The sequence below is a fragment of the Cognataquiflexum nitidum genome, assembly GCF_022538055.1.
GTDB lineage: Bacteria > Bacteroidota > Bacteroidia > Cytophagales > Cyclobacteriaceae > Cognataquiflexum > Cognataquiflexum nitidum.
In genome coordinates this window covers 42,975-56,793 of the sequence record NZ_JAKZAM010000020.1, presented here as the reverse complement: position 1 = coordinate 56,793, position 13,819 = coordinate 42,975, and the positions used below count along the sequence as shown (strand labels likewise).

General features: G+C 43.4%; 9 protein-coding genes. 2 read left to right on the top strand and 7 right to left on the bottom strand.

What is annotated here, in order from left to right; translation table 11 throughout:
* Positions 1-101 precede the first annotated feature (101 nt).
* The 3 genes from MMU07_RS14030 to MMU07_RS14020 all read right to left on the bottom strand — a co-directional run bounded on the left by MMU07_RS14030 (position 102) and on the right by MMU07_RS14020 (position 5,069).
* Complete coding sequence (locus MMU07_RS14030; protein ID WP_241126504.1) at positions 102-2,069, bottom strand: c-type cytochrome; 1,968 nt, start codon at positions 2,067-2,069, stop codon at positions 102-104.
* A gap of 18 nt (positions 2,070-2,087) precedes the next feature.
* On the bottom strand, positions 2,088-3,899 hold the full coding sequence (locus MMU07_RS14025; RefSeq protein ID WP_241126503.1) for a 3-keto-disaccharide hydrolase: 1,812 nt from the start codon (positions 3,897-3,899) through the stop codon (positions 2,088-2,090).
* A 666-nt stretch (positions 3,900-4,565) separates the two neighbouring features.
* Entirely contained in the window at positions 4,566-5,069 is a 504-nt protein-coding gene (locus tag MMU07_RS14020; protein ID WP_241126502.1) for a CIA30 family protein, read from the bottom strand.
* Between the two features lie 436 nt (positions 5,070-5,505).
* Between MMU07_RS14020 and MMU07_RS14015 the strand changes: the two genes are divergently transcribed.
* Together MMU07_RS14015 and MMU07_RS14010 are read left to right on the top strand one after the other, a co-directional pair.
* On the top strand, positions 5,506-5,967 hold the full coding sequence (locus MMU07_RS14015; protein ID WP_241126501.1) for a YehS family protein: 462 nt from the start codon (positions 5,506-5,508) through the stop codon (positions 5,965-5,967).
* Between the two features lie 442 nt (positions 5,968-6,409).
* Complete coding sequence (locus tag MMU07_RS14010; RefSeq protein ID WP_241126500.1) at positions 6,410-8,077, top strand: hypothetical protein; 1,668 nt, start codon at positions 6,410-6,412, stop codon at positions 8,075-8,077.
* Between the two features lie 10 nt (positions 8,078-8,087).
* Here MMU07_RS14010 and MMU07_RS14005 read toward each other — a convergent pair whose 3' ends face one another.
* The 4 genes from MMU07_RS14005 to MMU07_RS13990 all read right to left on the bottom strand — a co-directional run bounded on the left by MMU07_RS14005 (position 8,088) and on the right by MMU07_RS13990 (position 13,701).
* The gene (locus tag MMU07_RS14005; RefSeq protein ID WP_241126499.1) at positions 8,088-8,831 is read right to left on the bottom strand and encodes a protein-L-isoaspartate(D-aspartate) O-methyltransferase; all 744 of its coding nucleotides are present in this window, start codon (positions 8,829-8,831) and stop codon (positions 8,088-8,090) included.
* On the bottom strand, positions 8,788-9,282 hold the full coding sequence (locus MMU07_RS14000; protein WP_241126498.1) for a c-type cytochrome: 495 nt from the start codon (positions 9,280-9,282) through the stop codon (positions 8,788-8,790). Before MMU07_RS14000 ends, MMU07_RS14005 begins: the two co-directional genes overlap by 44 nt.
* Before the next feature lie 1,087 nt (positions 9,283-10,369).
* Positions 10,370-11,749, bottom strand: a complete 1,380-nt coding sequence (locus MMU07_RS13995; RefSeq protein ID WP_241126497.1) for an MBL fold metallo-hydrolase — start codon at positions 11,747-11,749, stop codon at positions 10,370-10,372.
* A 578-nt stretch (positions 11,750-12,327) separates the two neighbouring features.
* Positions 12,328-13,701 carry a hypothetical protein gene (locus MMU07_RS13990; RefSeq protein WP_241126496.1) on the bottom strand — a complete coding sequence of 458 codons (1,374 nt, stop codon included), beginning with the start codon at positions 13,699-13,701 and terminating at the stop codon, positions 12,328-12,330.
* Between the last annotated feature and the right edge of the window lie 118 nt (positions 13,702-13,819).

Below are 13,819 nucleotides of genomic sequence, written 5' to 3'. Positions count from 1 at the left end.
GTGATTGATTTTCAAATAAAGGTTTGATTCAGGAATAATATCAATCAATATCCAATATCAATCAATATCTATTTATACGTAATTCAACCTAACCTGAAGTCTTATTTTGATAACGAATTAATCCAAGCAGCAATCTTCAAAGCTTCATCCCTAGGAACCTGTGGCATTGCGGCCATCGGCGTGGCATAATCCGGCCAATTCTCAGGTTTTGGATTGTAGATCAAGTCCACAATTTTCTCATTGGAATATTTCCTTTTGGCTATTTCTGCATAGGCAGGACCGACTTGTCGCTTGGTGGCATTGTGGCAGGCGGTACAGGTATTTTTAGCAAGCAAGGCATTGATAACCTCAAGAGAAGGAACTTCATTGGTAACAGTTACGGGTTTTGCTGCAACTGCAACCGGGGCTTTCTTTGGAGCAGCGGCGGCTTTCTTCGCTGCTTCAGCTTCCTGTTTTGCTTTTTCGGCTACGGAGTTGTACTGACTGAGTTCGTCCATGGTCAACTTTGCCCCTTCGGGAATATTGTTAAGTGTGTAATATGCCGTGCCGTGTACAAGCGAATGGGATTCGATACTCTCTCGTACGCCCTCCAAGGATATTTTGTGGATGTGATACCTCCTCAAGCCATCGACTACGATCCTCACTTTCATGCGGTCAGCCGATACCTTAACTCCTGAGATAACATTATCTTGAATATTTACAGGAGGACTGCCGTAGACTGGATGGTATTTGTAAGTAAAACTCTGAACGGCATAGGAAGCCAAGTCCTCTGCGGAATTGATATTGACCGGCTTGGTAAATTCTATCTCAAAACCATCAGGCATGGCTTTGACGGTTCTCATTTCGAAAGGAATTTCATTGTTCCAAACCATACGCTGCAAGCCTTCATTGGCTTCGCCTGCCGAACCCCAACCCCTGTTGGTCTCGCCTACAAAAAGCGACTTGTCGGCACCGAAGGCAATCCGCATCACACCGGATTGGAATCCTCCTCTAAAATCAATGGATGCACCTTGGTACTGTCCGTTGACTTTCTCCAGCATGACCCGCATGATCTTGCTCTGACCCTGATCCCCTACAAGGACCTGACCTTCGAATGGCCCCAAATGTCCTTTTGGAATCTGCAAAGGCTCAGAATTCGAGATGCCGTGGATGCCATGAGGCAACCAAACTGCAGGAAGTTTGATGGATGGTATTTTTTCTTTGGCTTCATACAAGGTGATGAATTCTTCATCAACCACATTCTCGGGCTTGATATAGCGGCCGTAAGTATTTTTGATTTTCCTTGGATCGACTACTGCGTCAAATTGCTCCGAGGTCAGCTTGAAGGGAGGACCCGCCAATCCTGTCCAGGCCAAGCCTGCAGGGTGTCCGGTGAAATCTCCTTTTTCCAAATGCCACAAACCTCCCGAGGCAATGTAATCACCCTGGTTGTCGGTGTAAAACAGTTCTCCGTCTATGATGCCGAGTCCGGCAGGGGAGCGCATGCCGGTGGCCCAAGGCTCCATTTTGCCGTCAGGGGATATTTTCATCACCCAACCTCTATATGGCACGCGGCTTTCACCTCTCCACCATTCTTCATTGCCAAAGGCCACATTACCTGACACAAAATAGTTTCCATCGGTACTGACTTTGGGACCAAAGCTATATTCATGGTAATGACCGGAGATGTCCCAAGCATAGATCGTCTCGTATTTGTCTGCGTAGCCGTCTTTGTCCGTATCGGTGACTTTGGTGAGTTCACCCCTTTGGGCGCAGATCCATGAACCATCCTGATAGGTCAAACCGAGGATTTCGTGGAGTCCTGAAGCAAATTTTCTGAAGTAGGGTCTTGGGCTTGTGGGATTTTCTACTATGAAAATATCCCCCCGCCTAGTCGCCACACCAAGGTTACCATTTGGCATCAAAGCCAATCCGCCGACTTCAAGAAGCGTTCCTTCCGGACTGCTTACCTTCATGATTTTGTAATAATCCTCCTCTAATGGAGACTCCTGTCCCAAGGCCGGACGGGAAAACAATCCCAAAAGTCCAAATGCCAAGACGGTAATATATGTTGAATAAAAGGTCTTCATATTCTAATTGTCAATAAGTTAAAACAAGATGGCGTATTGAATTTGGGAATTGAGGGATACCAAGAGCTGCTGCTTGTCGCCACTGCTTTGGATTACCGGCTTGTTGGCCGACTTGGGATCTACCTGAATGTAAAATCCCTTGTCTTCCACCCAATACAATCCGTCTTTGATCAGCTTGATGGCGGCACCTTCGGCGATGGCATATTGCTTATTGGCGGTGCCTCCAGTGGCGGAAAGTGTCCTGTCCAATCCCTTGCCGTCAACCCTGCTGACGATAAAGTCCTTGAAGTTGATTCCCTGCAACTCATAGGAAAACTCCAGGCCACCGTTTTTGGATTGGTAGCCCTGCGGGTCAAAGTTCTGCTTGTTTGACTGGAATTCTATTCCCTGAAGGTTCTTGTCAGGATTACCGAGGAAAACCACCGCACCGAGGGGAACAGAGGCGCCATTCCCTCGGTCATTCCACATCGGCGTGGCATCTAGGAATCCACCTCTCCATACCTGCATCAGGTTGCCTTTGCCCAGGTCATAAGAATAATGTACCTGCTGAGGACTTGATACGGATAGGGCATGGGTGATCCTTTTTCCGTCAGGCAAATCCATAAAACTTCGCAACATTGGTACATCCTGTTGGTCGACAAGGATCGGGTCAGTGGTCCATATCTGTCTCGTCGTACTTTTTGACAATGGCATCTCGCGCAGACCTGGTCCGGAGACATACAGATCAAGTCCTGTATCTGACCAATCTTTGGTTTTCGAAACGAGGATTTCAACAGGGACAGTCCCTTTGGTGAGGGTGACAGTTGCCCTTTGGTACTCTTCTTTCAACTCAATCACTTTTTTCCCATCGATCTTCAGCTGACCCATTCCTGAGGAAACAAGCATATGGATTTTGTATTCGCCGTTTTCTGGAATGTTTAAATTTCCCATGTATCGGGTCAGGTTCTGTCCGGTGGGGGTTTGGATAGGGTCCTGGATATTGGCAATGATGCCAACTGTGGCCGCGTCCAATTTGGAAAACTCGGGTTCTTGGTTGAAGAATCCTTTGTAAGTCATATACTTCAGGTCTGTTAGTGTAGGCACCGCTGTATCAAATCTTGTGATCTTGATATTGCGGAAAGCTACCGCACCATGGTCGCCCTGGATTCGGAGCGGTCCTTTGTCGATGTCATTTGGCATCATTGAACCACGGGTAGGTCCGAAAAGCTCCAGGTTTTCGTGTATGGTTACGCCGTTGAGCTGGATATAGAGAAACTTTGCATTTTCGGTTTTCTCTCCCTGCGCATTGAATCTTGGTGCTTGGAAGGAAACTCTAAGCTGCTGCCAGACTCCCGGTGCGCGGGCGACATTCTGCCTTGGAGCGTAACCTTCATATCCTTTTTGTCCATCGGGTTTGGTGTCATCCCAACGCTCGTAGACGCCACCCATGTCTCCTGGCTTGGCTGTCAATTTGGTCCAGCTGTCAAGGACCTGAATTTCGTATTGCCCCATGAGGTAGACGCCGGAGTTGGACTTGGAAGCCACCATCACTTCAAGCTCAAGGTCGATGTCTCCAAATTCTTCGACTGAGACGAGATCCTGTCCGTTGTTTTTTTTGGTGGGGAGGTTGACGATGATGCCATCGCCTTTGTTGGCTTTGAGGAAGTTAGCCTGGTCCGGATCTCCCGAGACTTCGGATGCCATCTGCCAGGTGCCGTTGTTGGGTTTGAAAGCCGAAAGGTCTTTTAGCATGACAGTCTGCTGGGCAAAAAGGGCAGTATTGCCAAAAAATCCGGTCAGGAATACACAGCCTAGGCGGACTGCATATTTTTTGAAATAAGTATTGGTCATTTTTTCAAAGTAATGGTTTGGAATGGAAGTAGTATGAAAGGGTAAATATGTCCCAAATGGGGTGTTTTTCCAAATGAAAATGCTAAAGAAGGATGAAGGAAAACGGAGAAGGGATGAAGGAAGGGGAATTTTGAAATTTATTAGTTAACCTATTTCTCGAGAAGCAGGATTTGCACTGCCAATGTTTGTGGTGATACAAACATTTTCTCTTTGTTTTACCGTAATGGTCCCGAAGGTGTCGCCATGGTCGCAAAGTGGGAACCTTTGAAATTACCAAAGGCGCATGGAGCATAGAGGTAACAAAACATTTATTCTTCCCCTTTTTTTTATCTGCGGTTCTGCGTGAGATGTTTTTTTCAAGGGATTGGATTTGTTTACCACATAGCTCACAGAGACAACATAATTCCGAAAGCATAGCGTCTTGTTATCCTTCATCCCTTTACCTTTATACTTAATTTTTTTCTTTGCGGCTTTGCGTGAGATAATTTTTCTTCTGAGGGATTGATTTGTTTACCACATAGCTCACAGAGACAACATACTTCCGGAAGAATAGAGTCTTGTCATCTTTACCCCTTTTCCTCCATGCTTTGTTTTTTTTCTCTCCGCGGCTTTGCGTGAGATAATTTTCCTTTTGAGCAAAGGGCAACCTGCCTGAAGGGAAAAAAATCAATAGAACTTAAGGTAATCGATCCACAAATTGAAAGTTCCTTCCTGCTTGTCAGCCAAAATAAACCCAATCCGCTGGATTTCTTTTAGGACCTCCGGGTCAATTCCCTTTTGGATCGTGGCACCCATTCTGCTGACTTCAAAATCCCGAAGCGGAATAGTGACGGTTTCCCAATCTGTGCCTTTGGCGGCAAACTTTATCCGGAATTTTGGGAGGTAAAATTGGGTGTCTTTTTCAATCAACACCTCAAACTTTCTTTGGGTATCTGATTTGAAACGGATTTCACAATACCTGTAGGCTGAAAGGTCGTAGCTACCCATTGGACTACGAAGGGAAACAAATCCCCCATTATTTTCCAAAGAAACATTTCCTGCAAAAAGCAATGCATCCGCATCGAGGCTCGCTTTTGATTGGGACAACCCACCCATGACACCATCGTTGACTATGGACCAACTTCCAAAATTTTTACCAACTCCAAAATCAAACAGCAAGGGATCTTTCATCAAAAGGGGATTTGTATAAAATAAAAGGTACAAAAATAACATTGCCTTCCACATACCATAAGAAGAGAATTGAGCGGGTTAATGTTTGAAATTTGAGTGGAAATTTTAGTAAATAGAAAGCGTGGAAATATTTCTTTTACCGCAATGGACGCAAAGGTTTCGCAAAGAGTCCCAAAGTCTAGTTAATTTTACCACGGAGCGCGCTGAGCACACAGAGAAATGATGCATCATCCATCGATTTTTTTCCTTTCCCTCTTTGGCTCCGCGTGAGATAAATTTTCTTGTATCACAAAGCAAACGAAGGGAAAGCAAGGAGCCTCAAAGGGAGATTTCCTTTTCCGGCTTTAATCTTCTTATTTGGAAAACTTCCTCCAATCAGACATCTTTACGTTCCGTCGAATTCAGATTTCAACCTTCCTCCTTCATCCTTTAAAAAATGACCAATAACGATATCCTTCGCAGCCTGCGCTATACTTTTGATTTTGGTGATGACAAGATGATCGCATTGTTTGGCTTGGGAGGAAAGACAGTCACAAGGTCTGAGGTAAGTGATTGGCTAAAGCGGGAAGAGGATCCGGACTATAGGGGAATTTATGACAAGGACTTGGCCTATTTTCTCAATGGACTGATTATCGACCGCCGTGGCAAGCGGGAAGGGGATGTACCTGTGGCGGAGAAGACCCTAACCAATAACATGATCTTCCAAAAACTCAAAATCGCCCTCAACATGAAGGATGATGAGATATTGGAAATCTTGGCCAAGGTAAATATCAACATAAGCAAGCATGAACTGAGTGCGTTTTTTCGTAAACCAACACAAGATCAATACCGTCCCTGTAAGGATCAGATTCTGAGAAATTTTTTGAGAGGGATTCAGATGAAGTATAGGCCGGATTGAAATTGGTTATTTGGTAAGGGGTTAATTGGTTATTTGTTTAGGGACTGTTATAAAGTTTTTAATTTTGATTACAGATATTGATTGATTTTGGATATTAATGGATATTGATCCAAAACAACCTTTTTTTTCACTTTTTAAGGTCTTGGGAGTCAATTTTTATTCTGCTTAAATTTTGAAAACAGCAATTGATTCAAGATTGTCTGTTATTCCAAGATTATACTTTTAGTATTAAATCGGATAAGGTTTAGATAGAGGTTTTGGAAGTATTTTATTTATGAGTTTTTCCTTTAAGAAATCAGGTTTTTCTTGGTAATTCAGTGGTTTGTACCGATATTGTTTTATGAAATATTAGTAAAGTTCAATAAATACAACATTGTGTATTTGTGAATCTGAAAAAAGTATTTTATGAACACCTTCTTATTGCGTTAATCACCCGACTCCAATGAAAGGCTTATTTATCTCCTATATTGTGCTATTGCTGTTGTTCGTTTCAAGTCCTGTGCTTGGGCAGACATACACCTATAATCCTACCAAAATAGGTTGTTCGGAATCCTGGATAGACGGTAACTGTTGGGACAAGGTGGACATCGCCGGTTGTTCGTTTAATTCAGTAAGTACGTTTCCTCCCTTGGTTTCCTCCTCATCTTTGCCTGGATACAATTCCATAAAAAACAACTGTGAAGTCAATGTGATCATCAATGATCCCCTGACACTCGATCCGGGATTTAACTTTGCCTTCCTTGGCCCCATTTACAACATTACCTTGGCTGAAGGGGTCAGCCTGAATATTCCCAGACATGTCTACCTATTGGAGCGTGCTGAGTTGGGCTTTAACCATGCTGCAGGTATCGGTACTGCGCGGATCAACATAGATGGGAATACCTACTACAACAAGCAGTCGGTAGTCAATCTTGGAAATGGAACTGTTCTCGAGACTGACAATGTCCTTAATCCATCAACTAACCAATATGAGGGAATACTTTTTCAGGTTGATCCACAGGCCACATTCAGGGTTGGTGGTACGCTTGCCTTTACCAATGGCAACAGCAACAAGGTCATAGTAGAGGGGGTCTTTGAGGTCATGCAGCTAAATCTCGATGCCGGAAACTCAGGAACTACGCCGACCGCAATTACCTCTAAAAATGCTTTGATTATAAAAGGAAGCGGGAGTTCCAATGTCTGTTCAGGCATCAATATCAAAGGTGATTCCTATCTCATCGTGGAATCCGGAGGTGCATTGAACCTAGTGTCTTTGGAAATAGCAGGATCGGCGCTATTTGACATATATGGCAATGCAGGGATCAAATCCATGACGGTCCTTGGGGATTCTTGGATCAGGATGTTTGCAGGAGCGCATTTTTACAATCAGACTTTTACGAAGTCCTCAGGTTCGGCAAAGATTTTTAAATGTGGAACAGAGGTAGCATTGCTTTCCACAGTTGTTGGTGGCTGCACCGCAGGTTATACCTTGATCGCTGCCGAAGAAGATTGGGATGAGTTTACAGGAGATTGGTGCTACCGCAAGTTACCGATCAAAATACTTGAAGAACAGCTACTATATGATGAGGAAGAAAATCAAATCATTTTATATTGGGTCACTACTGCTGAGTGGGAAAATAGCCATTTTGAAATAGAAAGGTCTGTGAAAGGGGTATATGATTTTATTCCAATAGGCAAAGTTCAAGGTGCAGGCTGGTCCAATGAGCAAATAAGTTACAGTTTTGAGGATATTGACTTTCCCATGACCGGTGACAGGCTGTATTACAGGATCAGGCAAGTAGATGTAAATGGGAATTATACTTTTGGCCGTATCATGACAGTCACCCCTGTAAGCGTGCACAAAAGTCTCGCCAATTGGTATATATATCCTAATCCAAATAAGGGAAATAAACTCATGGTGAGGTTGGGGGAAACCATTCCGGCCAATGACCTTTTCATCCGATTTAGGATCATCAATTCTTTTGGAGGAACCAAAGAATACTATGTTTCAAGTGAAAGGGAAATGAATGAGGTTCTTTCGGCTCTGGTCCGGGAGTTACCCAAAGGAATCAACATTCTGGAAATCCAGGTAAATGACCGTTTTGAGATGATCAAGTTTATTGTGGATTGAAACAATTAAATTACTTTCTTGTAAAAGGTACAAACCTCACAGGGCCTAGGTTCGTTATTTTAATTTGGCCATTCGATTTTTCGAGAAGTAAAAGATCCTGTAGTTTTCCTTGCGGTCCGACGGGAATGACCATTTTACCACCCTCTTTGAGTTGGTCGATCAGCGGTTGGGGCACTTTCTCCGCCGCCGCAGTGACAATGATCGCATCAAAGGGACCTTGTTCCTTCCAACCTAGATAGCCGTCTCCGATTCGGAAATTGATATTGGTGTAGCCTAAGTTGTCTAAATCCTTTTTTGCACGTTTTCCGAGACTTTCGACGATCTCAATGGTATAGACTTCTTCTACTATTTCGGCCAAAATAGCAGCCTGATACCCGGAACCCGTCCCAATCTCCAAGACTTTCATGTATTTTTTTGGAGTGATAAGGTCGGTCATGTAAGCGACAACATAGGGTTGTGAAATGGTCTGCCCCTCACCGATGGGAAGCGGAAGGTCTTCATAGGCATATTCCCTTTGGTCTTCGGGAACCAATAGATGCCGCGGTACTTTCCTCATGGCCTCGAGAATAGTCTGATTGGCAATTCCCCGGGCTGCAATCTGGTTTTTGACCATCTGTTCTTTCACAGCTTTGTATTGATCTGTTTGTGGAAGAAAAAAGAAAAAGAGAAAGGCCAGGTACTTCATAACAATGATATCGGTGATTTTTACTTTAGAGTAGTGGATTTTCCTGCTTTTTAAGATCTTTCCATTCATTAATCCATTGTTCGGATGCAAGGTCATGGTCATAGATGTAATTGACGATGCTGATCAGGTCTTTTTGGTCGATGGGCAGCGGTGGCATCAGCCCAAAGTTTCGGATGGCTCCGGGCATTTTGGATTTGTCCTGACTGGGATGCTGCACATAGGCAATTATGGGATCTACAAACTCTTCCCTTGCCATTCCTTCTCTGAAGTAATGTTCCCTTACCCTGAACATCGGCGGTCCAATCCGTGCGGAAGGTCCCTGACCCATACCCGGATGGTGACAGGCAAAGCAATACTTGTCCATCAAGACCAGACCCTCTAAGTTCTGTTCACTCTTTTGGAGTTGTATAGAGACTTCGTTTTTTTTATTCTGATGCAGGTACAAAAGAATGCCAATCCACAACAAGGCGGGCAATAATGATAGAATGTCAAGTCTCATGGTAGTCATAGTGTCTATCATTTATATTGAAAATGGATGTCGGAGTAGGATCTTTTTTTGATCAGCATCAGTCCTGTGTAAAATAGATTCAGTGAATAAGAATCTCCCGAACCAGGATAAAAAAACAAATCCCAAATCACTGATGGCGATGTTTTTCTTGATTTTTACCCTGGTATTTTTGCTTTAAGTTTGCTTTAACCCAAAATTAAATCTACAAAAATCCCAATAGACGTTTTATGATTTTTATCACCCAATAGATTTATTCTATTATAAAAATTTCACCACAGAGAGCAATGAAAATAGTAGGTTTTATTATCTCCCGCAGATATCGCAGATTGACGCAGAAGGTCTACAAACAAAAAGTCCGCCGCGGCAGAGCGAAATATTGGTAGCCATGGGGAAGGTGCTAAAACAATCTTCATAATACCAGGAATTGCCATGCACCGCAGCCCATGGAAAAAAGAAGTGCATTAGTTGGTTATTTCGGTCATGGATTTTGTAATTAGGTAAATCTTCAATACCGAAATGGTAGGGGTAATCTAGTAAGTTACTTCAAGGATTGTGAAGATGGGATGTAGCTCAAGGGTAACCCAGAGGCGGAGTATCTATAGCTAGGACACGTAGTATGGGTAGTTAGGACACGGAGTATCAGTAGGGGGAGTATAGGACATGGTGGGCGGGAATGTACCTGAGGGATAGGGGAACATGCCCTGATACTAATGACAGGATCCGTTTTTCATTATCAAGCTAAAAACCAAGAATAGCACGATCGCAAAAAATCATTTCAGGAAGAGTATGATGAATTTATGAGCAAATATGGATTTGAAAAATTCAAGGAATAGTTTGGCTAAAGCCCATTGGATTTTGAATTCATTTTGCCTCCAGCTAAAGCAAGAGGCAATTCAAATGGGATTTGTCATAAAATCGAGATGGGATTTATCAAATGGAACTCATATTGAATAGGAATGTGGCTTTATCCCATTCAATGAAATTTGATAAAATCACCAAATTGGCTTTAGCCAAAAAATCTGAATCCATAATCTTCCACCATAAAACAAAAAAAGAGGACTTTTCAGTCCTCCTTTTTGGTTTTGGGAATCAAATATGCTTAAGCTGTCCAGTCGTTGTAGCCACCGGAGTAGTTCAGGATATTGTCAAATCCGTTTGCTCTCAATATAGAGTAGGCAATAGCTGCCCTTGCACCGCCTTGGCAGTGGATGATGACTGGTTTGTCTTTGGAAACTTTATCGAGGTTCAATTGAAGTTTACCCACGAAGAGGTTGTCCGAAGAATCGATTTTCCCTTTTTTGTATTCTGCCACACCCCTGACATCGACTACTTGCACATTTCCTTTTTCAAGTTTGGCTTTGACAGTTTCTTTGTCGATGGGATTGTAGTTTTCGAGATGTCCTGCTTCGAACGAAGCCAATTGATCAGGAGTGATAAATCCATGGATATTATCCAAACCGATTCTCATCAGTTTTCTGGTCAGTTCTTCGATTTCAGATTCTCGGGCAATAAGAACAAAATGCTCCTCATAGTTCAGGTACCAACCCATCCAAGTGGAGAAAGAGTTGTTGTTGCTAATGCTTAGCGTACCTTTTAGGAAACCTTTTGCATATTCCTCCCAAGGTCTGGCATCGATGATTTTTAGGCCTTCTTTCTTGACTTTCGCAAATTCATCTTTTGACAGGTTTTTGATTTTTGGTACTTCAGTCAACAGCTTTCTGTCCACCTTGTTCAGTTTCTTCATCATCGCGAAGTACTTTGGCGGCTCAGGCTGGTCTGCAAGAAGTTCTTTGGCAAATGCCGCTTTGTCATCGAGCAGGTTCAATGCCCAGTTTCTGATTTTCTCATAACCGACAGTCGTCATCGGCACTGCCCCCAAGGCTTTGCCACAGGCAGAACCTGCGCCGTGACCCGGCCAAACCTGAATGTACTCTTGGAGTTTGGCAAAAGATTGCAATGAATCATACATCTGTGCTGCCCCGATATCCTGCGTGCCTTTGATGCCTGCAGCTTGCTCCAGCAAATCCGGTCTTCCTACGTCTCCCACAAACACGAAATCCCCGGTAAAGAGCATCGCAGGTTCGGTGGTAGCAGGTCTGTCTGTCAACAGGAAACTTACACTTTCAGGTGTGTGGCCCGGTGTATGGAGCACCTCAAAGGTGATATTTCCCAATTTGATGATGTCACCGTGCTTGATTTTGTTGTGAGGAAATTCATATTTCCAGTTCTCATCCCCTTCATCAGAAAGGTACATTTCAGCCCCTGTCAATGCAGCAAGTTCTCTCGAACCACTCAGGAAATCTGCGTGGATATGTGTCTCGAGGATATGGGTGATTTTTAAATTATTGGCTTTGGCAATGTTGAGGTAAGTGTCCACGTCTCTTTTTGGGTCAATTACTGCGGCAATACCTCCTGCCTGACATCCAATAACGTAACTCGCTTGCGCCAGACTTTTGTCATAAACTAATTCGAAGAACATAATTCTGTTTATTTTTTTGTTTTAATGTTTTGATTGATAGAAGCTGAAAACTGTTTTTGGGACTGTCTCATCTTTTAAATAAAGTACAAGTTTACGGACAAGTTACGCCATTTGGTGTGACTATTGGCACGGATAATTTCTTGTAGAGGTAATTTTTTTTGGATCGTCAATCTGAACGCAGTGAACAGTCTCAACGAATATAGAGATGCTTCACCACGTTCAGCATGATGTGAGGGGGCTTCACTCCAACGCTGCGTAGAGTTCTAAATGGGTGATGAGCTGTTTCACCTCGCAGGCTACGGTCCGGCATGAGCTTAGGGGTCGTCACTCTGAGTCGCCAACATTTGTAAATGTTCAGAAAGGGGAATGACGTATTGGAATATTGAGGTTAAACAGGAATGTGGCTTTAGCCCATTCAAAAATAAAGGGCAAGTAAGAATCGGCTTTAGCCAAAACCTGATAATCTTATTGAAGCAGTTGTTTTAGGTTTGGCTAAAGCCGGGAGATTCTGTTGATTTTCATTCACCTCTAGCTAAAGCAGGAGGCAATTTATTATGGAGAGGGACAGCCCCGACAACCTAGAAAGCCAGCTTCAGGTTGACTAAAGGATTGGAAATGTTGGTGTTTGGTCCGACGATGCCAAAAGGGATAGCCATTCTTTGGTTGACGAAGTAATTTTCAGGAGTCACTTTCATGGTAAATCTGTAGGGTTTGTCCTTGTTTATTTTGCCTAGGAAATCTCCTGAAAGGTTGTCTTTTTTATATTTGTTAAAAAGGATTTGTTGTGTTGCCAATGCAAACACCGAAGGAATACCGACCCATAGAGTAGGGGAATTGGTTTCGAAGATCGCCGTAAGTCCAAGACCGACTAGTGCCGCACCGCCCGTTGAAAGTGCGATGGTGCTTCCCTGCTTTTTGTTGAGGTAAACTCCCTTTACAGCTTTTTGGGCGAGTATGGTACCGACCACGGTGCCTGCTGCAGGAAATAGTAACGCTGCACTTGACGCATCATTTTGGAGTGTTTCTGCGAAAATTGCAAAACCAATACCTGTTGTCGCAAAAGACATGGCTGAAATGTTGTTTACATCGCCTTTGGTATAATCGTATTTTTTGGAAACATTATTTGCTACAAGGATACCACCGACTCCACCCGCCAAAAAAGCTGCGCCATAAAGGTTTAAATTTTCCGATTCCGCAGCTCCCAATGAAGCCCCCGCCAACCATGGGCCTATTGTGCCGTAGTGGCTGACCAAATCGATATGACCTTCAGAAAAATTTCTGTTCTTCTGCATTTTAAAACCCACTTCTCCCAATGCGATACTTCCCAAAGTCGAAAGCCCCAAAGCCAATTGTCCTGTGTAGTCTTCATTCCCACCAATCATCAATGCCAAGGACCCGCCATATATCAGTCCAAGAAATTTCCCGGTGGTGCTAGCCCGGATGACAGAGCGATCGATGTTTTCATATTTTTTGGGGACAATGACCGGCCCCAATGCCCAAAGTCCACCCGTCAACAAGGGGATCCCAAGAGTGGCTGCACTACTGATTTCTGTGACTGCCACCAAACTTGCACCGTAATATGCTCCAAAGAGGATATTGGCCGCATAGTCCCTGCTTCGCCATTCAAATTCTTCTTCTATGATCTGAATATTGAGAGGTCCCATTAATTCCCTGTCCCACTGTTCTTTCATTTTAGCATAGAATGATTTTTCATCTTCTGAAAGGCGTTGGTAGTAATTGGAAAGGTAAGTTTCAAAATCTTGCAGGTAGGAGGCCTCATCAGCCGTAAGGGCGATGCCTGTAATGCTTTTTTGCTTGATGATTCGGTATGTTTCTTTGTTTGATTCTTCCCAATAACCTCGTGCGGTGTAAATTCCCTGTGCATACACCTGGGAATAAAAAGTAAGCGCAATGAAGAAAAGGAAAATAGAGAAATAGGAGTTAGTCTTCATAGAGTTTTATAAAGTTTGGTAAAGAGGATCAAAGAAAAGAACTATTGAATAGAAGAAACAATTGAAAACAAAGAATTGACAAAAATTTTTACGCAGTTATTACTTCTTTGGTTGCTGG